We start from the raw sequence: 19,895 nt of genomic DNA on the forward strand, positions 1-19,895 counted from the left end.
CTTGTCCTGATTTTTGTTAATCCACTATAACAATCAGCACAAGAAAGACTGTTTTCAGACGACCTTTTAGAGATTTTATTGTGATAAACGGGTTTTATCCGCCCGTTTGACCGCATGGTGGATAAACCGTGTATTTTCAGACGACCTTTCCGTCTTTCGGACTGTACACGTTCAATGAAGCTTTTGCCACCAGTCCGTCCGCAGGCAGCTTGGCACGGGCATCTTCGGGCGCATCCGTCCAATGCAGCTCGCAATCGAACACGCCCATACCGCCCGGGTCCTGTATCGACAGATTGGCGATCACCTTCATCTGCGTTCCGACCGGCAGGCTGTCGGCAAACAATTCCAGCTTGCGCGTGCCGAGCAAAAAGCCAAGCCGCACCGGCTCACCCGCTTCCAAAGCCTGTATGCCCGCAAACGCGCCTATGCCCTGCGCCATGATTTCCATCAGCGATGTCGCCGGCAATGCCCTGTCAACCAACAGAATGTGCTTTTCCCCCACACCGGCTTGGGCGCAAACGTGTTTCGGGCTGTATTCCGTCACACAATCGAGCAACACCATATGGCCGCTGTGTGGCAATAAAGAAGCAACATCGTGGATGGGAAAAATTAAATTTACAGTCATAAAGGTCGTCTGAAAACAGAATACGTTAGAATAGCGCGATTATATCAGACCCTAGAATGTGTTAAGCTATTTCGTTAAAATACATCACAATGTAAACTTTTGAAAACCATCATGTCATCCAACATTTGCCGTTTTTCTTTCAATATCGCCGCTTGGCACGCTTCAAGCAGTAAAATCGCCACGCCCGAACAATGGCGGCAATGGGCTTCAGGCGCATTAGACGCCGCTGGGCTGCCCGACCACAAACCCGCGCTTGCCTTCCTGCCCGCCTTGCAGCGCCGCCGTTTGGGCAAAGCCGCGCGCCTGATTTGCGACGCTTCGTGGGAATTGGCGGAACAATACCCCGGCAGCCCGTTGGTTTACGCCTCGCATGACGGAGAAATCAACCGCAGTTTCGAATTATGGCTTGGGCTGTTGCAAACCGACAGCGTTTCGCCGACCTCCTTCGGACTGTCTGTCCACAACGCCCCCGCCGGACAATGGTCCATGCTGCGCGGCGACATGAGCGAACACACCGCCCTCGCCGCCGGCAGCGACAATTTTGAAACCACTTTGGCAGAAGCCTATGCCCTGCTGCAAGATGGCGCACCATCCGTGTTAGTCTTAATCGCCGACGACCCTTTGTCCGACGACTATCCCGTCCACGCCACACGCGCCCCGTTTGCCTACGCCCTTTCGCTTGTACTGACGCAGGGAGACGGCTACACGCTCAGCCTCGATGTCGACGACACGTCGTCTGAAAACCCGTCCGACCTGCTGTCAGCCGATTACTGGGGCGCGCTCGACTGGATCCGTTTCTTACTTTCAGACGACCTTTCAGCAGAATGGCAACATGAAAAACGCCGATGGACATGGTGCAAAAAACCATGAAAACCCTAGACTACTGCCGCCGTTTCTTCGCCACCCTGTTCGGCTTCATCCTCTTCGGCGTTGCAGGCGTATTGTTCAAAATCGCGCTTTTGCCCTACACGCTCAAATCCACCAAAGGCGACATCAAACGCCAACTTGAAGCGCGGCACATGATAGGGAAAGTCTGGCGCTTTTTCGTCGGCTATCTGCAATGGTCGGGCGTATTGAGCGTCCGTTTCAACGGCTTGGAAAAACTCGGCCGGCCGGGGCAGCTCGTCCTTGCCAACCATCCCTCGTTGCTAGATGTCGTCTTAATGGTCAGCCACTTTCCCGACCCGAACGTACTGGTCAAAAAAGACCTGTTGAACAATCCCAGCATGAAGAGCCAGATCATCGCTTCCGGCTACATCCCCAACGACGAAAGCATGGAAATGTTGGAAGAAATCGACGCCGTGTTCAAAAGCGGGCAAAGTATGCTGATTTTCCCCGAAGGCACGCGCACAGGCTGGGACGGACAGGTTAAAATGCACCGTGGCGCGGTATCGCTCGGTTTGCGCAGCGCATCGGTCATCACCCCCGTGTGCATCAAAATGACGCCGCCCAATTTCAAAAAAGGCCAGCCTTGGTACAAAATACCGCCACACAAAATCCACTATGAAATCACCGTCGGTGACGACATCCTGCCCGAAGAATGGCTGGCGGAAAAACCCCTACCCATTGCCGCAAGGCGTTTAAACGAATACCTTCAAGACTATTTCACAAGGAAAACCACATGAATAACTTAGAAAACCAAATCAAAGAATTGATCATCGACAGCTTGGGGCTGGAAGACATCACCGCCGCCGACATCGGCAGCGAAGACCCGCTCTTCGGCGACGAAGGCTTGGGGCTGGATTCCGTCGACGCGCTGGAACTCGGTTTGGCAGTGCAAAAAACCTTCGGCTTCCAGCTCGACGGCGAAAACGACAACCTGCGCGAAAACTTCGCCAACGTCAAAACACTGGCAGAATTCGTCAAAAGCCGTCAGGCATAAAGGAGAAGCGATATGACCGAACAAGAAGTACGCACCCTTCTGACCGATGCACTGGTCAACCTGTTTGAAATCGAACCCGAGCGCATCAAACCCGAGACCAACCTCTACGAAGATTTGGAAATCGACAGCATCGACGCCATCGACCTCATCGACCACATCAAACGCGAAACCGGCCGCAAACTGCAAGCCGAAGACTTCCGCAACGTGCGCACCGTAGAAGACGTGGTTCAGGCGGTTTTGAAAGTACAGGCGCAAGATTCCTGATTCTGATTTTAATCGGCATATTTTCAGACGGCCTTGTCAATCGGCAAGGTCGTCTGAACATCAATAAACAACATCAACCTTTCTCACTTATCCATAATATATAGTGGATTAAATTTAAATCAGGACCAGGCGACGAAGCCGCAGACAGTACAAATAGTACGGCAAGGCGAGGCAGCGCCGTACTGGTTTAAAGTTAATCCACTATACAACTAACACTATGAAAAAACTCATTACCCTACTGCTCTTACTCCCCGCCTTGTCTGCGCACGCTGAAATTTCCCTTATCAAAAAAATGACACATGCCGAGTGTATGCAAGTCATTCATGATTCATTTGATATGTATCACGATATGGAATTTTGTGAAAAAGAGGCAAACGATGAGACTGAACGCAACGGCATAGTGGCATGGAATATGGCTGGATTTGCCAACAGCAAATCAGAAATGTCCCCTATCTGCCCAACGGTCAAAAAAATGACCGAACAAGAGCAAACTCAATTTTATTCCCGCTATCCGGAATCTCATGAACCCAAAGAGGTGGCAAAATTCTGTACCCCGAAAAACCGTAAACGCATTGCCAAGCTTTATCCAAAATACTATAAGCTGCTCGTAGAATATGAAGCCTTTGAAAAAAATAAAAATAAGGAAGAAAACGAATAATCCAATATCGCAGAAATTCTCAGAGCTTATCCTCTGAGAATTTCTGCCCCGCCCCCTTACCCCGACATTTTCAGACGACCCCTCAACGAAACTCGCCTGAAAAACAACAACCATGAAAATATTAGGAAAACTCCTACTGACCCTCGCCAGCCTCGCCTATCCGCTCCTATGGTATTACGGCAGAGAAAACGGCGCATTTTTCTGGCTTGCCGCCGCCATGTGCATCCTGTGGCTGATACGTGCCGCCATGCCGCAAACCACAGCCCAACGCATTACGGCGATTATCCTTGCCGCCTTTTTCGCCGCCGTAATGGTTTTCAGACGACCCGACTCGATGTATTGGTATCCCGTCGCCGTCAACGCGCTGATGCTTGCCGTTTTCGGCGGCAGCCTGTTTGCCAAACAAACCGTCATCGAACGCCTCGCCCGACTGCAACACCCCGACCTGCCCCCCGAAGGCGTGCGCCACACCCGCCGCGTTACGCAAATCTGGTGCGGCTTCTTCATCCTCAACGGCGCAACCGCCGCCATTCTGGCAGGCTTGCAATATTACGACTGGTGGGCGGCTTATACCGGCATCGTGTCGTATGTGTTGATGGGGCTTTTGTTTGCTGGAGAGTGGGTGTATCGGAAAGCCGTATTGAAGGTGTAGGTTGTCTGAAAACGTATCTATCAACCATTTCATTAAGTTATAATCTGTTTGAAAATCAAATATTGTTTACAAAAGAATACGGTTTAAAAAATAAAAGTGTTTCCGAATCACAATACTCAGATAGAATTTGATATAACCTACATGTAAGAAATTCTAGTATTGTTTACACTTCTCGGATTTTGCATGAAGACCCATTTGCCGCATCGTTCTTGATGATTCTAAAAAATCACTAAACATTCATTTTTGTTTTTGTAGAGAATAAAAGACGTTTAGCATAAAAAGTGTAATCGACCCGTTCTTTTCCTAAGCTATAGAACCTTGAAAGGATTTTTAATGTGTAAAAAAATTTTTGCTTATTTAAAAGTCAGAGGCAAAAATGCCATAACAAATATTTTAGACTTTAAAGATAATTTCATAGGATTAGTACTTGGCTTTTTCCTAGCATTTATTTGTTTATCCATAACACTTTCCTTCCCTAAATATCAAGAATATCTATTAGCGCTAATATCTGAACATATGGCTCCTAAAAGCATTGCAGTATTTACACTTATATCAGGAGTATTCTTAATTTTAACTATGATATTTTCTTTTTATTATAACAAAAAATTAGGTATTTTTCACATAAAGAATAAAATTATTAAACTTTTTACCATTTGGATGCCAAACTTAGTTTTAACATATATTTCAACTCTAATTGGAATTAGAATTGGAGCATTTTTCTTTATACTTTTATTTCAAATTCAATTACCATTAAATATAACTTATAAAATATTATTTAATTATATTATCAATAATATTATATCTTTTATAGCCTTATTTTTAATGTACAGATTCCCTTTTTTAAAATCTCCATTTAATTCAATCAAACCAGAAAATAAATATAAACTTCTATTTTTATTTATATATTTATTATTTTCCTTTATCTTCTTCGCGCCTATTGCAACATCGTACTGGAAATAAATTGAAAAAATTTCATTAGAATAACTATTTTTAGAGAAACTACTGCATGCGCCTGACCCAAATCCTATCCCCCGACCTACCCCAACAAGACCTTATCGCCACTCATCCGAATTGGACGCGTGCTGATTTCAACCGTGCAATTTTCCGGCTGTCAGGTCGTCTGAAAACGGCAAACGTGCAAACTGCCGCGTTGTGGTTTGACGATGCCGCGCTGTTTGTCTGCGCCGTGTTGGCGGTGTGGCATTCGGGCGGGCGGGTGTTGCTGCTGCCGAATCTGGCGCGGGACAATTTGGACTGGGGGCGGACGGCGGATGTGTTTTTAACGGATTCCGAAGATTTGCAAAGTAAGTTGGGCAGCCAAACCGAACAACGCGATGAATCGGGACAGCCGTTGAATGTGCAATCCAACCCACCGGTGTGGCACCTGCCCGATTTACCGGCACACACATCGCCTGAAAACCCGACGCCTACCCCTGAAAAGCATCTGATTCCGGACCATGCCGAGGCGTGGCTGAAAACGTCGGGTTCCAGCGGCGAGGCGCAGGTGATTGTGAAAACCGCCGCGCAGATGCAGGCGGAAGCCTTGATGTTGTCGGACGCGCTGCCATTCGGACGCGGCAGGGAAACGGTTATCGGCAGCGTTATTCCGCAACACCTTTACGGCTTCACTTTCCGTTTCGCGCTTGCGCTGACAATGGGCTGGCCTATGGAGCGGCGGCAGGCGGTTTATCCTGAAAACCTGCTCGCCAGCACGGCGGCGCATGAAAAAGTGGTGTGGATTGCCAGTCCGGCGGTACTCAACCGCTTGGGTGAAAACCGCAACTGGCAGAGCATCGGCCATAAAATCGCGGGCATCGTGTCGGCAGGCGGCGCGCTGCCCGAAGCCACGGCGGATTTGCTGCAACAGGCTGCCGTCCGCCCGTTTGAAGTGTACGGCAGCACCGAAACCGGCGTGATTGCGTCGCGTCGGGAAAGCCGCGCATGGCGGCCGTTTGCCGGCGTAGAAATCGGGCAGAACGCAGAAGGCGCATTGTGGGCATCTTCGCCGTGGTCGCCCGAACGCCGCCAGACCGCCGATTTAATCGAGCCGCAACACGACGGTTTCCTGCTGCTCGGTCGCCAAGACCGCATCATCAAATTTGAGGACAAACGCGTGTCGCTGACCCAAATCGAACACGAACTTTTACGGCATCCGTGGATTGCCGACGCCCATTGCGGCCGCCACCCGCAACATCAGCGCATCGCCATATGGGCGGCGTTGAACGTGGACGGTATCGCCGCCCTGCGCGAGAAAGGCCGTGCCGCCGTCGCCGACGCGCTCAAACGCCACTTGGCCGCCACGCAGGACACCATCGCCCTGCCCCGTTACTGGCGTTTCGCCGACAGCCTGCCGCGCAACGCTCAGGCTAAAATCGCCGCCGCCGATTTTCAGACGACCTTTACCGTCGTCCAAACATCGCCTGTTTGGTCAAAAACATCGTCTGAAGAAGAAACCGCCGCCGAAACCTTCATCGGTCGCGTGCCGCTCGATTTGGTCTATTTCGGCGGCCATTTCGCCACTTTCCCGCTCGTACCGGGCGTCGTCGAGCTGCAATGGGTGCGCGATCTGGCGGCGCGTCATCCGTGGGGCAGGCAGCGCGTCGTCCGCGTGGAAAACCTAAAATACCAGCAGTTCGTCCGTCCGCATGACGAAGTGTCGGTGGAGCTGAAATACGATGAAGCCAAAAACAAATTGAGCTTTAAAGTCAGCAACGGCGACAATCCGTGCGCCTCGGGGCGGATTGTATTCGAGGTCGTCTGAAAATGCTTTTTTAGGTTCCGCCCTCTCCTGCGGGAAGAGGAAAACCTGCAAATCGGGGACAATCCCGCTCAAACCTAATAACAACCCATAATCAAATGAAAAGATAGAAAATATGCAACTTTTTCCAGCACTAGCACAACGTTATTCCGAAGAACACCAGTCCGCAGGCGAAGCGCAGCGTTTGGCGCAGGAAATCGCCTTTGCGCCGATTGTGTTCCAAGTATCCCGCCTGATGGTGAAATTCGGCATTTTGGATTTGCTGAACAACCATTCAGACGGCCTTACTCAAGCCGAAATCGCCGAGAAAGCGCAAATCAGCAATTACGCCGCGCAAGTGCTGCTGGAAGCCTCGCTCTCCATCGGCACGGTACATACCCGCGACAACCGCTATTTCATCAGCAAAGCGGGCTGGTTCTTACTGAAAGACAAAATGGCGCGCGTGAACATGGATTTCACGCAGGAAATCTGTTACCAAGGTATGTTTGACTTGGAAAAAACCTTGCAAACGGGCAAACCCGAAGGGCTGAAAGTTTTTGGTAGTTGGCCAACAATTTACGAAGGCCTGTCTTCGCTGCCGAGCGTCGCGCAGGAAAAATGGTTTGCCTTCGACCACTATTATTCCGACAATTCCTTTGCCGAAGCCTTGAAAACCGTGTTCGCCAAACCGGTGAAAAAACTGCTCGACGTCGGCGGCAACACCGGCCGCTGGGCGGAACAATGCGTCGGCTACAACGCCGAAGTCGAAGTTACCATCATGGATTTGCCGCAACAAATCGCCCTGATGCGCGAAGCGACCAAGGGCAAAACCGGCGCGGAACGCATCCATGCCCACCCCGCCAACCTGCTCGACCCCGAAGCCCCCTTCCCGACAGGTTTCGACGCGATTTGGATGAGCCAGTTTTTAGACTGTTTCAGCGAAGAACAAGTCACCGGCATCCTGCGCCGCGCCGCCGCTTCCATGGGCAGCCGCACCAGCCTCTACATCATGGAGCCCTGCTGGGACAGGCAGCAATACGAAACCGCCGCCTACTGCCTGACCATGACCAGCCTGTATTTCACCGCCATGGCCAACGGCAACAGCAAAATCTTCCATTCCGAAGACCTGATACGCTGCGTTGAAAACGCCGGATTGAAAGTGGCGGAAATTTCAGACGGCATCGGACGCGGACACAGCATCTTGCGCTGCGAGAAGGTCGTCTGAAAAACGGTATCCCCATGAAAACCCTAGTGTTAATCCCCCACTACAACCACCCCGCCGCCATCTCCCGCGTCGCACAGACCATGCACGGCTTCGGTTTGGACGTATTGATTGTGGACGACGGTTCGCGCGAAGAATGCAAACCCGTATTGCAGGCATTGGTTTCAGACGGCATCCACGTCCTTTACCGCCCCATCAACGGCGGCAAAGGCGCGGCGGTCAAAACCGGTTTGAAATACGCCGAAGAAAACGGTTACAGCCATGTTTTGCAGGTCGATGCCGACGGGCAGCACCATCTGGACGACACGCCCAAACTCTTGGCGGCGGCAGAACAAAACCCCGAAGCCGTCGTCTGCGGCTGGCCGCAATACGGCGGCGACGCGCCTAAAGCGCGGCTGTACGGGCGCAAAATTACCGACTTCTGGAACATGCTGCACACTTGGTCTTGCGACATCAAAGACGGCATGTGCGGCTTCCGCCTCTACCCGCTCGCCCCCGCGCTGTCGGTCGTCCGCGAAGAAACCGTGGGCGACCGCATGGATTTCGACACCGAAATCCTCATCCGCCTGTACTGGCGCGGCGTCAAGCCGGTTTGGATTAAAACGCCCGTGCAATACGCCGCCGACGGCGTGTCCCACTTCAACGCCTTCGCCGACAACGTACGCATCAGCAAAATGCACACGCGGCTGTTTTTAGGGATGTTGCGGCGGCGCTTGGGCGCTTTATTCGGAAAGGCCGTCTGAAACCATGACCGACAACACGCAAAACCACTGGGCGGCGCAGCCCGAACGCGGCAGCCGCCTGTTTCTCGCCCTGACCACGCTGATGGTGCGTTATCTGCCCGCCTTCCTGATGAGGCCGTGCATCTGGTTTGTGGTGCTGTATTTCTACGCCACCGCGCCCAAGCCGCGCCGCCATATCCTGCGGTATCAAACCCGTCTTCAGACGGCCTATCCCGATACCGTTTTGCCGAAACACAGCGTATTCAAACAATTTATCGCGTTCGGCGAGGCAATATGCGACCGTTTTGCCGTGTGGCAGCGCAAAATCCGTTATGAAGATTTAGTACTCGAAGACCCGGACGGCGTTTATGCGCAAATCAGCGATTCGGTACGCGGGCAGATTTTCGCCTGCTCACACTTGGGCAACACCGAAGTCTGCCGCGCGCTGGTATCGCACCATAAAGGCTTCAGGCTCAATGTGTTGGTACACAGCAAACACGCGCAGGCGTTCAACGAAGCCTTGCAAAAAGCGGGTGCGGAACACATCCGCCTGATTCAGGTCACGGATTTGGATCCCACCCTGATGATGGAGCTGAACCGCCGCATCGAAGACGGCGAATGGATAGCCATTGCCGCCGACCGCGTACCCGTGCGCGGCGAAAAAACCGCCGACATCAACTTTCTAGGCCATACCGCCCCCATGCCGCAAGGCGCATGGCTCTTGGCGGCGCTCTTGAAAACGCAGGTGAACACGCTGTTTTGCATCAAACAAAACGGCCGCTACCATTTGAAACTGCGCCGCTTCACCGACACTTCCGACTGGAAACGCGGCAACCGCGAAGCCGCCGTTACCGCCGCCATGCAGGGCTTTGCCGATATCCTGGCGCAAGAATGCGCGCAAAATCCGCTGCAATGGTTTAACTTTTATGATTTTTGGAACGAGGAAGAAGAAAAAGTTATCTGAATCCCCTATCGAGATTTTCAGACGACCTCGGTCAATACTGGGCTGCGAAACACATACACTTGCCACGTTTGCTAACTTCTGTACATCAAATAGATTATTCCATCGAAGCGGTGATATAGTGGATTAAATTTAAATCAGGACAAGACGACGAAGCCGCAGACAGTACAGATAGTACGGAAAGGCGAGGCAGCGCCGTACTGGTTTAAAGTTAATCCACTATAATTTTGAAATTTTCCTTTTGAGCAAGATACCCCCTTCCTTCTCTATGCTCTACAAACAAAGGATTTTTCAATTCGGGGAAATAGAGTTTAAAGGTCGTCTGAAAACCTTATTTTAAGGATTTTCAGACGACCTTTGTTTACTTTAAAGAATCAAGCAATCAGCCGGCCATTTGTTTTGCCTGAACCGCTGTCAGGGCGATGGTGAAGACAATGTCTTCTACCAATGCACCGCGGGAGAGGTCGTTGACCGGTTTGCGCAAACCTTGCAACAACGGACCGACGCTCAGGACGTTGGCGCTGCGTTGTACGGCTTTGTAGGTACAGTTGCCGGTGTTGAGATTCGGGAAAATCAAGACGCTTGCCTGACCAGCGACGGTGCTTTCAGGCGCTTTAGTTTTGCCGATTTCAGGCACGGTAGCCGCATCGTATTGCAGCGGGCCGTCGATTTCCAAGTCCGGGCGTTTTTCTTTCGCCAGTTTGGTCGCTTCAATCACGGCATCGACATCAGGGCCGCTGCCTGAGTTGATGGTGGAGTAAGAAATCATGGCAACTTTTGGCGGAATACCGAAGGCTTTGGCGGTATCGGCGGATTGGATGGCGATGTCAGCAAGCTGTTCGGGTGTCGGGTTCGGGTTAACCGCGCAGTCGCCGAAGACGAGGACTTGGTTGGGCAGCAGCATGAAGAATACGCTGGACACGAGGCTGGCACCCGGTGCGGTTTTAATCAGCTGCAAGGCGGGGCGGATGGTGTTGGCGGTAGTATGAACGGCGCCGGATACCAAGCCGTCGACGTCGTTTTGTGCCATCATCATGGTACCGAGGACGACGGTGTCTTGCAGTTGTTTGCGGGCATCTTCAGGCGTCAGACCTTTGGATTTGCGCAATTCGCACATCGGCTCGACGTATTGTTCGATCAATGTAGCAGGATCGACGATTTCCAAAGAGTCAGGCAGGTTGATGCCGCGTTCTTTGGCAACGGCTTCAACTTCTTCTCGTTTGGCAAGCAAGACGCAGCGGGCAATGCCTTTTTCGTGGCAAATGGCGGCTGCGGCGACAGTACGCGGCTCCGCACCTTCAGGCAGGACGATGCGCATATCGGCTTTTTGGGCAAAATCAATCAGGTTGTAACGGAATTGGGCGGGAGACAGGCGGGAGGCTTCGCGTTTTGCCAAAGCGGATACGTCTTTGAGCGCGCTGCTTGAGCCGTAGAACGTCAGTCCGGTCAGGCGGGCAACTTCTTCGCCTACGGATGCTGCCGCGCCTTCAATGATGAAGCCTTCCAAGAGGCCCGGAGAGTTGGTGTAAAGCTGTTTGGCAAGGTTGATTCGGTGTGCCGCTTCGGCTGCGTCGGCACTGTCAGATTGCAATGCCAAGACTACGCCTGCATCCAAAGACAGTGCCAGCTCGACGTTTTTGCCGGACAGGAAGAGTTTGTCCGCATCGGGGGTGATACCTTCGATAACGAGTTTGTCGGTATTGAGTGCGACGGCTTTGCCGACCACAGCGTCAAACCAGTCGTCGCTTTTGCCTTGCGCCAACAGGGTTTCGGCGGATGCGTCGAGCGGTTGGAAAACTTGCGCACCCAAGGCTGCGGCAAAGGCTTTGCTTGCGGCAGCGGCGTCCAAACCGGCAGATACCGGAACGACCAATAATTTAGCCATGATATGTGTCCTTTCTGTGTGGAGATTCTCCGTCGCCGCCGTGATGCGGACGTAACGGCAATGGGCTTAATACTAACAAACAAACTGCGTTTCCAACAAGGCTAAATGTTAATGGATTGAGTGAAAATGCAATGGATTTTTAAGAAACGCATAGCGCAGAGAGAGTTAGTTAAAATCGAAACCAACAATCCCCTTCCCTTTTGATTATTACTGATGTCTAAGGACTATACTGTTTAAAATGAAAAAAGCCGAGTCCTGCAACATACAGAACCCAGCTTATATCAACCATCTGAACAGGCTTTGATGAATAATCAAAATTTAAAGAACACTCGCCTTCAAATCCAAGTTTTCAGACGACCTCTCGTTCCGGCAGACAAACCTGCCGTAGGTCAGATTCTTGAATCTGACATCTCCATCTGCCACAACACCTAAAGGAAGCAGAAGCATTAAATATTCGTCGAATACAAGTATCCAACTACACATTACCCAGCAACTGATTTTATTCCGCAACGTAAAGACAAAAAAGGTCGTCTGAAAACCTTAAATCAGGTTTTCAGACGACCTTTCATTCTAGCAGATTGATGAGGTCAACCCATCAAGCCTGTTTCAACTTCGCATCGGCATCGCGCAACGCGGTACGCAGACCTTCCTCGATAACGGGATGGTAGAACGGCATATCCAGCATTTGCGGAACGGTCATCTTCATTTGATGCGCCCATGCCAACAGGTGCGCCAAATGTTCGGCGGCCGGGCCTAAGATTTCCGCGCCGATGAAGCGGCCGGTGACTTTTTCGGCATACAGGCGCATATGGCCTTTGTTTACCAACATCACGCGGCTGCGGCCTTGGTTTTTAAACGATACTTCGCCAATGACAAATTCGTCAGGTTGGTATTGCGCGGCAACCTGCGCGTATTTCAAACCAACAAAGCCGATTTGCGGATTGGTGAACACCACGCCGATGGTACTGCGGCGCAAACCGCCGCCGATATTCGGGTAGCGGCCCGCATTGTCGCCGGCAATCTTGCCTTGGTCAGCAGCTTCGTGCAGCAACGGCAGTTGGTTGGACGCGTCGCCCGCGATGAAGATATGCGGAATGCTGGTCTGCATGGTCAACGGATCGGCAACGGGTACGCCGCGCGCGTCTTTTTCGATATTGATGTTTTCCAAACCGATATTGTCAACGTTCGGACGGCGGCCTACGGCTGCCAGCATATATTCGGCAACAAATACGCCTTTTTCGCCGTCTTGCTCCCAATGAACTTCTACATTGCCGTCCGCATCAAGTTTGACCTCGGTTTTAGCATCCAAATGCAGTTTCAATTCTTCGCCGAACACGGCTTTCGCCTCGTCTGAAACGACGGGGTCGGAAATGCCGCCGATGATGCCGCCCAAGCCAAAAATTTCAACTTTCACGCCCAAACGGTGCAATGCCTGACCCAGTTCCAAACCGATAACGCCCGGTCCGAACACGGCGACGCTCTTAGGCAGCGTATTCCATGAGAAAACGTCGTCGTTGATAATCAAACGGTCGCCCAAAGGCTGCCACTGCGGCAGGATAACGGGGCGCGAGCCGGTAGCAATCACGAAACTTTTTGCCGTGATTTGGGTATGGTCGTCGATTTGGACGGTATTCTCGTCGATAAATTTAGCCGAACCCATAATGCGCTTGTCGGCAGGCCACTCTTCCACATCGGCAACGACAAAGCCGACAAAACGGTCGCGCTCGGATTTGACGCGGTGCATCACTTCTTCGCCGTTGACGACAATGCTGTCTTTGTCCAAATGCACGCCGAACGGGTCGGTATGCAATGCGTGATGGCGCGCTTCTGCGGCGGCAATCAAGAGTTTGGAAGGCATACAGCCCACGCGTGCGCAGGTCGTGCCGAACACATTGTTTTCAATCAGGTAAACATTATCCGAATGTAAACGGGCATTGCGAAACGCGCCCATGCCGGCAGTACCGCCGCCAATTACGACGACATCTGCTTGAATTTTTTTCATAATCTTTGTCCTTTTTTTGTTGAGCGTCCGAAGCGGTATCAGCGTGAAGCGTATCGGGTTTTCAGACGACCTCTTGAATAAACTATCGATAATACAAAATCAATAGTCATTTTAAAAATCTTGATTTAAAACAATAATCTCAAATTCTACTTGTAAATATAGAGCTATTCAGAACGACCGTGTAGCGTATCGTCTGAATAACTCTATTTTTCTGTTCAGACGGCTTTGTTTAAACCGTCTCAAGCATCAGGCAATTAGTTTTTAGCCAAGTAAGCTTCCAAATCTTCGCTGCCGCCGATGTATTTACCGCCGATGAAGACTTGAGGAGCAGTCATCTTGCCGGTAATGGCGCGAACGGAAGTAACAGTTGCATCTTTGCCCAATACGATTTCTTCGTAAGACAGACCTTTGTCTTGCAGAGCTTTTTTAGCTTTAGCGCAGAATTGGCAGCCAGGTTTGGTGAAGATGGCAACAGACTCTTGAGCTTTCCAGTCAGGAGCGATGAATTTCAACATAGTGTCAGCGTCAGACACTTTGAAAGGATCACCCGGCTCTTCAGGCTCGATGAACATTTTTTCAACCACGCCGTCGTTAACCAGCATGGAGTAACGCCAAGAACGTTTGCCGAAGCCCAAGTCTTCTTTGCCGACCAGCATACCCATGCCTTCGGTAAATTCGCCGTTGCCATCAGGAATCATGTAGATGTTGTCAGCTTCTTCTTCAGCAGCCCAAGCGTTCATCACGAAAGTATCGTTTACAGATACGCAGTAAATTGCGTCAACGCCGTTTTCTTTGAACGCGCCGAACAATTCGTTGTAACGTGGCAGGTGGGAAGAAGAACAAGTCGGAGTAAATGCGCCGGGCAGAGAGAATACGACTACTTTTTTACCTTTGAACAAGTCATCAGTGGAAACATCTTTCCAAGTGTCGCCCACGCGGGTACGGAATACGACGGAAGGTACTTTTTGACCGGTACGATCTTGCAAAGCCATTTTGGATCTCCTTGAAATTTTAGGTTTAGGGAATGATACGAGTGAATGTGTGCATTCTAGCGCAGGGAGTTTGATTTGTATAATTTATAGTTCAAATAATATTAATTACCTGAAACTATGAAACTCAACCTGCGAACGTTTCATTTAAATAGAGGTCGTCTGAAAGAAAACAAGCCCCTGGCTTGGAATTATTTTTCGGAATCGTGTGCGTCGGACAATACGACTTCACGGATGCTGCTTTCTACTTTGTCTTTCAACATAAAGCGGTCTTCGTCTTTGCCGGGGCGAATCGGGGCGGCAAAATCGATACGGATACGCAGCTTTTTCATGGAAACGATGCGCCAAAGTGAGCGCACCAAATCGACTTGTGCATAAGACGGCACAGTCGTCCTTTTACCAGTATCATCATAATAGCGTAGCGTAACTGCCTGAACAGGCGCGTCGGCATCGATGGCGGATTGGAAGAGCGCGGCTTTGAACGGCAAAATATCCAAGCCCAAAGAAGTCCGCGCTTCGGGGAAAAAGCTGACATTCTGCCCGGCTTTCAACGCGGCGCAAATGGCTTGGTTAATCGGCTCGACATCGCGTCGGGAATTTCGGTTGATAAACACCGTGCCTGCGTTTTGCCCCATTTTGCCCAAGACCGGCCAGTCTTTGATTTCTTGCTTGGCGATAAAGCTGCTCGGATACACCGCACTCATGGCGAAAATATCCAGCCAAGACACATGGTTTGCCGCCACCAAAACACCCTTCACATTATCCGCAGGCGGCGTGCCGATTTCCAATTCGATATCCAAGGCTTCCAGCGCGCCTTTGCCCAGAGTGATGACCGCATAATCGCGTTCGGCAGGATTGCCGGCATCGATACGGCGCAAATGTCTTCCGGTTCGGAACAGCCATCCCGTCAGGCGGAACAACCTGCCTAAACGGGTAAAAAACGGTGCTTTTCGTGAGTGCATAACTGTTTTTCTTTTCGTCTTATGTGTATCAAATCATATCAATAAAATTTTCAGACGACCCAGATGACAAAGAGGTCGTCTGAAAACAGGTTCAAACATTATTTCTGGCAGTTCGGACAATAAAACGTCCCGCGCTGCCCCAAAACTTCCTTCTGCACCAAACCGCCGCAACGGACGCAGGGTTCGTTGTGCCTGCCGTACACCGTATATTCCTGTTGAAAATAGCCGCTTTTGCCGTCGCTGTTAACGAAGTCGCGCAAGGTGCTGCCGCCGGTTTCAATCGCGCGCTGCAACACCGCCTTAATCGTCTCCACCAAAACGGCACATTCTTTTTTCTTAATCTTGTCCGCTGGGCGGTGCGGCGAAATACCCGCTTTAAACAAGCTTTCGTTCGCATAAATATTGCCTACGCCGACCACGACGGCATTGTCCATTAGAGCCAGTTTGACCGCGCGTTTTTGCGTTTTGAGCTTTTGATACAGATAATTGGCGGAGAAGTCGTCTGAAAGCGGCTCGGGGCCCAGTTTCTCAAGGAGTGGATGATGTTCCGCAATGCCTTCGTACCACAAAATCGCGCCGAACTTACGCGGATCGTGATAGCGCAACACCGTTCCGTCTGCAAACACAATGTCCACATGATCATGTTTATTGGGATGATCAATCCGCGCGTCGCCGTCCGTAAAAATCCGTAAGCTGCCCGACATACCCAGATGAATCAACAAAATACCCGTTGCAAAACCGATAATCAGATATTTCGCCCGCCGACGACAACTCAACACCTCCTGCCCCGCCAAAATCTCTGCCAACTGCGGATTGACCTGCCAGCGCAGCTTGGTTTGGCGCAACACGACATCCGCCACCTTTTTACCTTGAATATGCGGGCTGATACCGCGCAAAGTCGTTTCCACCTCAGGCAATTCCGGCATTTTTCTTTATCCTCAAGCTAATTACAGTCAACATCGACTTTTCAGACGACCTGCGATTCTACCGATGCCGACGCAGCCTGACAATTTGCAACCAATCGGCTTTACAGGAAGAAAGCAGCCAATCCGGGGCAGAATGACAAATATAGAAGAGGCTATTTTTATGGAGTCAAACCTACCGTTTTCAAATATTCAGCCTCAAAAGGTCGTCTGAAAACCAGTTATGCCGGCTTTACCAACGCCGCATTGCTCAATCTGAAATCCGCGCCGCCCCCAAAGCCACTGTCTGCGTTCCCAATATTTTTTCAAACTCCGGCAACGGCGTAACCCCCGCCATACGTTTAACCAAAACCAAGCCGTACACCGCCGCGCACTGCGGCCACCACCTGTCCCCCGCCTTCTCCATAAAACGCCAAAACCGCAGCCCCTTTTGCGAATTCACCGCAGGCAGGTACACCATAAACTTTCCGAACTCCACCTCAAAATCCAAATCCGCCAACCGCTGCTTCAAAGCCGGCAAAGTCAGGCAATGCTCCTTTTTAGGCAAACGCGTTCCATCAAACCACTTACTGAAAAACCACAAAGATTTCGGATTAAATCCCGTCAAAACCAACCGCCCTTCAGGTTTCAACACCCTGGACGCTTCATGCAGCACTTGCGACAGTGCGGCAGTTTCATGACTGTGCGGCATCAGCAGCACATCAATAGAATGACTTTCCCAAGCCATAGCATCCGCCGTCATCAATACATCACGGGGCACGGCAACCACGTTTTCAGACGACCTCAACCATTCGCCGCCTTGCTGGACGACGGTTTGTCCGTCGAAATATTGTAAATGCTGCTCAAAAAAAGCAGCTTCGTTTTGAGCAACATAACGCCCCATAGCCGTATTTTCAAACCATACATCCATAGTCGTTATCCTATTAACTGTTTCATGCGTTCATTTCTACTGTCCGATAGAAAAATACAATGCAATCGCCGTATTTATGCCACAGATTTTAACATTAAGACTCAAGCATATGTAAATTTCACCCCCTTTACCTTGACGGCTACATCTTCAAACAGTACCATCGGGTAGACTAAATTTAACCTTATATCATTGATAATTATTGATTCATCATGGCAAAACTGAAAACCATCGCACTTACCATTTCAAGTTTATCCGCAGCTTCAGGCGCAGCATACGCTCAAAATGCCACACCAGATCAAGTAGGTATGGCAATGATGCGCCTCAATTCCTCTCTTTTGGATCAAGCCAAAGCGCAAACTTTCGGAACGGGCAGCCTTTGGGCATCGTTGCGCAAGGATTTCCGCATGAACGAGGTCAATTCCGAACTTGTTCGCCGTCATGAAAGCAAATTTGCCGCCAATGGTGCTTATTTCGACCGCACCATTACCCGCAGCAAACCCTATATGTATCATATTGCCAACGAAGTCAGAAAACGCAATATGCCTGCCGAAATCGCATTGCTGCCATTTATCGAAAGCGCATTTGTTACCAAAGCAAAATCACATGTCGGCGCATCCGGTCTGTGGCAGTTTATGCCTGCAACGGGTCGCCACTACGGCTTGGAAAAAACCCCTTTGTATGATGGCCGTCACGATGTCTACGCAGCAACTGACGCAGCATTGAATTACCTGCAATACCTGCACGGATTATTCGGCGACTGGTCTCTTGCACTGGCTGCCTACAACTGGGGCGAAGGTAATGTCGGTCGCGCCGTCAATCGGGCGCGTGCGCAAGGTTTGGAGCCGATTTACGAAAATCTGCGCATGCCTGACGAAACACGGAATTACGTTCCCAAACTCTTGGCCGTACGCAATATCGTTGCAAACCCGCAAACTTTCGGCATGAATATCACCGAAATCAACAATCAGCCGTATTTCAAATCCCTGAGCATCGACAAGCCGATTGACAACAGCACTATCGCCCGCTTCGCCAACATCAGCGAAAGCGAATTGCTGACACTCAATCCGGGATTCAATGCGCCTGTATTCATCCCGAAAAACAATCGCCGCCTGTTGCTGCCTGTTGATTCTGTGGCTTCTTTCGAGAAAAACTACCGAAACGCAAATCCCGATACTTTGTTGTCTTGGAACGTATACACATCTCGAAACAATACCAGCTTGAACGCCATCGCAGCAGAAACCGGCATGAGCGTTTCCGAAATCAAACGACTGAATGGCTTGGGTAATAATTCCCTGTCTTCCGATCGCAGTATTTTGGTAGCCAAGAATGAAGCGTCTAATTCTGCCACACCTGATGCGCTTTCGTTCATTGATGTTGATAACAGACCGGATACTTACCGTTCCAATATGCCGGAAATGGCGCCTATTCAAACGGCAAAAGCAAATATTCCTACAACGAATTTTGCAAACATCAAGCCCGTTGCCGCAACGCCTACCGATTACGTAGCTCTAGGCAAAAAAGCAGTATCCGAAACTTTGGTTGCACAATCAGCCCCTGTTATCGAAGAAAGCAAAGTCACTTCCGCAGCTTCTACGGTTGTCGCCAAAGCAGATATCACTGCCGCACCTGCAGCCGTTCAAACCAACTCTTCTGCAGATTTGGCATCAACCAATATCAAAGAAGAGCGTATTCCTGAAATATTTGCCCAATTGGCTCAAGCTGAAAGCAAGCCTGCCGTTGTCGAGCAAACTGCTGCGAATACAACTACTGAGTTGACTACTGCTCAAGCCACTCCGGCTCAAGCTACTGAAACAGCTGATGAACTGATGGCATTGGTGGACTCTAATCTTCGCACTCAAACTGAAAATACAGTAGTCGCACAAGCTGCGAGCGAGCAAAATGTTGCGTCTGACGCAGTCAAAGCACGTAGCGAGCGCATTGCCGCCAATACCGCCAAACAACAAAGCCGCACTGAGGCACGTTTGGCTCGTGCGGGTAATCAGCAGCAATCTCAAATCGCAGGTGCCGGTATGCACCGTGTAGCGGATGGTGATACGCTGTTCAATATCTCCCGCCGTTACAACTTGAGCGTTGCTGATTTGATTATCGCCAACAACATCAAAGGCAATAACATTCGTAAAGGTCAGCTGTTGCGCGTTACCGCAGCGCCCGCCAAAACTCGAAACAGCATCCGAAACGTTTCTTATACCGTTCGCAGAGGCGATACTTTAAACACTATCGCCAACCGCTTCAATGTTGATGTCAACGATATCCGCCGTTGGAATCGAAATACCAATGGTGTGACACCCGGTCAACGTTTGAAATTAATCGGCAGTTAAGATACTCTTCATGAAAAAGTCGTCTGAAATTTTTCAGACGACTTTTTATTTGCTAATAAACTTAATTTACCCTACCGCATCACTATGCTTTCCCTTTAAAGAGAAAGTTTTTATAGTGGATATAGTGGACTAACTTTAAACCAGTACGGCGTTGCCTCGCCT

The 19,895-nt window shown here is 50.4% G+C and carries 19 protein-coding genes and 2 pseudogenes; 14 read left to right on the forward strand and 7 right to left on the reverse strand.

The window, feature by feature from the left end:
• Positions 1-136 precede the first annotated feature (136 nt).
• Positions 137-562, reverse strand: a complete 426-nt coding sequence (locus HMPREF2572_RS12400) for a hotdog family protein (protein ID WP_070498961.1) — start codon at positions 560-562, stop codon at positions 137-139.
• 174 nt (positions 563-736) lie between these two features.
• Between HMPREF2572_RS12400 and HMPREF2572_RS12405 the strand changes: the two genes are divergently transcribed.
• From HMPREF2572_RS12405 to HMPREF2572_RS14960, 13 genes and pseudogenes are all read left to right on the forward strand, one after another.
• The gene (locus tag HMPREF2572_RS12405; RefSeq protein WP_070498909.1) at positions 737-1,495 is read left to right on the forward strand and encodes a beta-ketoacyl synthase chain length factor; all 759 of its coding nucleotides are present in this window, start codon (positions 737-739) and stop codon (positions 1,493-1,495) included.
• Complete coding sequence (locus HMPREF2572_RS12410; RefSeq protein ID WP_070498962.1) at positions 1,492-2,250, forward strand: lysophospholipid acyltransferase family protein; 759 nt, start codon at positions 1,492-1,494, stop codon at positions 2,248-2,250. The genes HMPREF2572_RS12405 and HMPREF2572_RS12410 overlap by 4 nt, the downstream gene beginning before the upstream one ends.
• Positions 2,247-2,507, forward strand: coding sequence for a phosphopantetheine-binding protein (locus HMPREF2572_RS12415; protein WP_003779133.1), 261 nt, complete (start codon positions 2,247-2,249; stop codon positions 2,505-2,507). The genes HMPREF2572_RS12410 and HMPREF2572_RS12415 overlap by 4 nt, the downstream gene beginning before the upstream one ends.
• Positions 2,508-2,519: 12 nt before the next feature.
• Positions 2,520-2,771, forward strand: a complete 252-nt coding sequence (locus HMPREF2572_RS12420; RefSeq protein WP_003685738.1) for an acyl carrier protein — start codon at positions 2,520-2,522, stop codon at positions 2,769-2,771.
• A gap of 99 nt (positions 2,772-2,870) precedes the next feature.
• Positions 2,871-2,978 (forward strand): annotated as a pseudogene (locus HMPREF2572_RS14955) (IS5/IS1182 family transposase); the annotation flags it as partial.
• Positions 2,979-2,988: 10 nt separating this feature from the next.
• Positions 2,989-3,429, forward strand: coding sequence for a hypothetical protein (locus tag HMPREF2572_RS12425; RefSeq protein ID WP_070498910.1), 441 nt, complete (start codon positions 2,989-2,991; stop codon positions 3,427-3,429).
• A gap of 112 nt (positions 3,430-3,541) precedes the next feature.
• Entirely contained in the window at positions 3,542-4,081 is a 540-nt protein-coding gene (locus HMPREF2572_RS12430) for a COG4648 family protein (RefSeq protein WP_070498911.1), read from the forward strand.
• A 333-nt stretch (positions 4,082-4,414) separates the two neighbouring features.
• Positions 4,415-5,041, forward strand: a complete 627-nt coding sequence (locus HMPREF2572_RS12435) for a hypothetical protein (RefSeq protein ID WP_070498912.1) — start codon at positions 4,415-4,417, stop codon at positions 5,039-5,041.
• A gap of 46 nt (positions 5,042-5,087) precedes the next feature.
• Positions 5,088-6,842 carry an ApeI family dehydratase gene (locus HMPREF2572_RS12440; protein WP_070498913.1) on the forward strand — a complete coding sequence of 585 codons (1,755 nt, stop codon included), beginning with the start codon at positions 5,088-5,090 and terminating at the stop codon, positions 6,840-6,842.
• A gap of 112 nt (positions 6,843-6,954) precedes the next feature.
• Positions 6,955-8,043 (forward strand): FlxJ family methyltransferase, encoded by a 1,089-nt coding sequence (locus tag HMPREF2572_RS12445; protein ID WP_070498914.1) that lies wholly within the window; start codon positions 6,955-6,957, stop codon positions 8,041-8,043.
• Positions 8,044-8,057: 14 nt separating this feature from the next.
• Positions 8,058-8,783 carry a glycosyltransferase family 2 protein gene (locus HMPREF2572_RS12450; protein ID WP_070498915.1) on the forward strand — a complete coding sequence of 242 codons (726 nt, stop codon included), beginning with the start codon at positions 8,058-8,060 and terminating at the stop codon, positions 8,781-8,783.
• Between the two features lie 4 nt (positions 8,784-8,787).
• Positions 8,788-9,726 (forward strand): LpxL/LpxP family acyltransferase, encoded by a 939-nt coding sequence (locus HMPREF2572_RS12455; RefSeq protein ID WP_070498916.1) that lies wholly within the window; start codon positions 8,788-8,790, stop codon positions 9,724-9,726.
• Between the two features lie 102 nt (positions 9,727-9,828).
• Positions 9,829-9,945: pseudogene (locus HMPREF2572_RS14960) on the forward strand (IS5/IS1182 family transposase); the annotation flags it as partial.
• Between the two features lie 160 nt (positions 9,946-10,105).
• Here HMPREF2572_RS14960 and pta read toward each other — a convergent pair.
• The 6 genes from pta to HMPREF2572_RS12485 all read right to left on the reverse strand — a co-directional run bounded on the left by pta (position 10,106) and on the right by HMPREF2572_RS12485 (position 17,394).
• Positions 10,106-11,608, reverse strand: coding sequence for a phosphate acetyltransferase (pta, locus tag HMPREF2572_RS12460; protein ID WP_070498917.1), 1,503 nt, complete (start codon positions 11,606-11,608; stop codon positions 10,106-10,108).
• A gap of 595 nt (positions 11,609-12,203) precedes the next feature.
• Entirely contained in the window at positions 12,204-13,610 is a 1,407-nt protein-coding gene (locus HMPREF2572_RS12465) for a dihydrolipoyl dehydrogenase (RefSeq protein ID WP_070498918.1), read from the reverse strand.
• Positions 13,611-13,864: 254 nt separating this feature from the next.
• Positions 13,865-14,602 (reverse strand): redoxin family protein, encoded by a 738-nt coding sequence (locus tag HMPREF2572_RS12470; protein ID WP_003740760.1) that lies wholly within the window; start codon positions 14,600-14,602, stop codon positions 13,865-13,867.
• Positions 14,603-14,790: 188 nt separating this feature from the next.
• Positions 14,791-15,561, reverse strand: a complete 771-nt coding sequence (locus HMPREF2572_RS12475) for a 1-acylglycerol-3-phosphate O-acyltransferase (protein WP_070498919.1) — start codon at positions 15,559-15,561, stop codon at positions 14,791-14,793.
• A gap of 98 nt (positions 15,562-15,659) precedes the next feature.
• Complete coding sequence (mutM, locus tag HMPREF2572_RS12480; RefSeq protein ID WP_070498920.1) at positions 15,660-16,487, reverse strand: bifunctional DNA-formamidopyrimidine glycosylase/DNA-(apurinic or apyrimidinic site) lyase; 828 nt, start codon at positions 16,485-16,487, stop codon at positions 15,660-15,662.
• A gap of 247 nt (positions 16,488-16,734) precedes the next feature.
• Positions 16,735-17,394: a class I SAM-dependent methyltransferase gene (locus HMPREF2572_RS12485; protein ID WP_070498921.1), complete on the reverse strand. Its 660-nt coding sequence runs from the start codon at positions 17,392-17,394 to the stop codon at positions 16,735-16,737.
• A gap of 209 nt (positions 17,395-17,603) precedes the next feature.
• Between HMPREF2572_RS12485 and HMPREF2572_RS12490 the strand changes: the two genes are divergently transcribed.
• Positions 17,604-19,733, forward strand: a complete 2,130-nt coding sequence (locus HMPREF2572_RS12490; protein WP_070498922.1) for a LysM peptidoglycan-binding domain-containing protein — start codon at positions 17,604-17,606, stop codon at positions 19,731-19,733.
• The last annotated feature ends 162 nt before the right edge of the window (positions 19,734-19,895 follow it).

The sequence above is a fragment of the Neisseria sp. HMSC064E01 genome, from assembly GCF_001808875.1.
Taxonomy (GTDB): domain Bacteria; phylum Pseudomonadota; class Gammaproteobacteria; order Burkholderiales; family Neisseriaceae; genus Neisseria; species Neisseria sicca_A.

What these genes read in the sequence shown, in the direction of transcription:
- HMPREF2572_RS12445 (WP_070498914.1), top strand. Translation starts at nt 6,955, where the DNA reads ATGCAACTTTTTCCAGCACTAGCACAACGTTATTCCGAAGAACACCAG.
- HMPREF2572_RS12415 (WP_003779133.1), top strand. Translation starts at nt 2,247, where the DNA reads ATGAATAACTTAGAAAACCAAATCAAAGAATTGATCATCGACAGCTTG.
- HMPREF2572_RS12465 (WP_070498918.1), bottom strand. Translation starts at nt 13,610, where the DNA reads ATGAAAAAAATTCAAGCAGATGTCGTCGTAATTGGCGGCGGTACTGCC.
- HMPREF2572_RS12485 (WP_070498921.1), bottom strand. Translation starts at nt 17,394, where the DNA reads ATGGATGTATGGTTTGAAAATACGGCTATGGGGCGTTATGTTGCTCAA.
- HMPREF2572_RS12435 (WP_070498912.1), top strand. Translation starts at nt 4,415, where the DNA reads ATGTGTAAAAAAATTTTTGCTTATTTAAAAGTCAGAGGCAAAAATGCC.
- HMPREF2572_RS12470 (WP_003740760.1), bottom strand. Translation starts at nt 14,602, where the DNA reads ATGGCTTTGCAAGATCGTACCGGTCAAAAAGTACCTTCCGTCGTATTC.
- HMPREF2572_RS12425 (WP_070498910.1), top strand. Translation starts at nt 2,989, where the DNA reads ATGAAAAAACTCATTACCCTACTGCTCTTACTCCCCGCCTTGTCTGCG.
- HMPREF2572_RS12440 (WP_070498913.1), top strand. Translation starts at nt 5,088, where the DNA reads ATGCGCCTGACCCAAATCCTATCCCCCGACCTACCCCAACAAGACCTT.
- HMPREF2572_RS12490 (WP_070498922.1), top strand. Translation starts at nt 17,604, where the DNA reads ATGGCAAAACTGAAAACCATCGCACTTACCATTTCAAGTTTATCCGCA.
- HMPREF2572_RS12410 (WP_070498962.1), top strand. Translation starts at nt 1,492, where the DNA reads ATGAAAACCCTAGACTACTGCCGCCGTTTCTTCGCCACCCTGTTCGGC.
- HMPREF2572_RS12430 (WP_070498911.1), top strand. Translation starts at nt 3,542, where the DNA reads ATGAAAATATTAGGAAAACTCCTACTGACCCTCGCCAGCCTCGCCTAT.
- HMPREF2572_RS12420 (WP_003685738.1), top strand. Translation starts at nt 2,520, where the DNA reads ATGACCGAACAAGAAGTACGCACCCTTCTGACCGATGCACTGGTCAAC.
- HMPREF2572_RS12455 (WP_070498916.1), top strand. Translation starts at nt 8,788, where the DNA reads ATGACCGACAACACGCAAAACCACTGGGCGGCGCAGCCCGAACGCGGC.
- HMPREF2572_RS12450 (WP_070498915.1), top strand. Translation starts at nt 8,058, where the DNA reads ATGAAAACCCTAGTGTTAATCCCCCACTACAACCACCCCGCCGCCATC.
- pta (WP_070498917.1), bottom strand. Translation starts at nt 11,608, where the DNA reads ATGGCTAAATTATTGGTCGTTCCGGTATCTGCCGGTTTGGACGCCGCT.
- HMPREF2572_RS12475 (WP_070498919.1), bottom strand. Translation starts at nt 15,561, where the DNA reads ATGCACTCACGAAAAGCACCGTTTTTTACCCGTTTAGGCAGGTTGTTC.
- HMPREF2572_RS12400 (WP_070498961.1), bottom strand. Translation starts at nt 562, where the DNA reads ATGGTGTTGCTCGATTGTGTGACGGAATACAGCCCGAAACACGTTTGC.
- mutM (WP_070498920.1), bottom strand. Translation starts at nt 16,487, where the DNA reads ATGCCGGAATTGCCTGAGGTGGAAACGACTTTGCGCGGTATCAGCCCG.
- HMPREF2572_RS12405 (WP_070498909.1), top strand. Translation starts at nt 737, where the DNA reads ATGTCATCCAACATTTGCCGTTTTTCTTTCAATATCGCCGCTTGGCAC.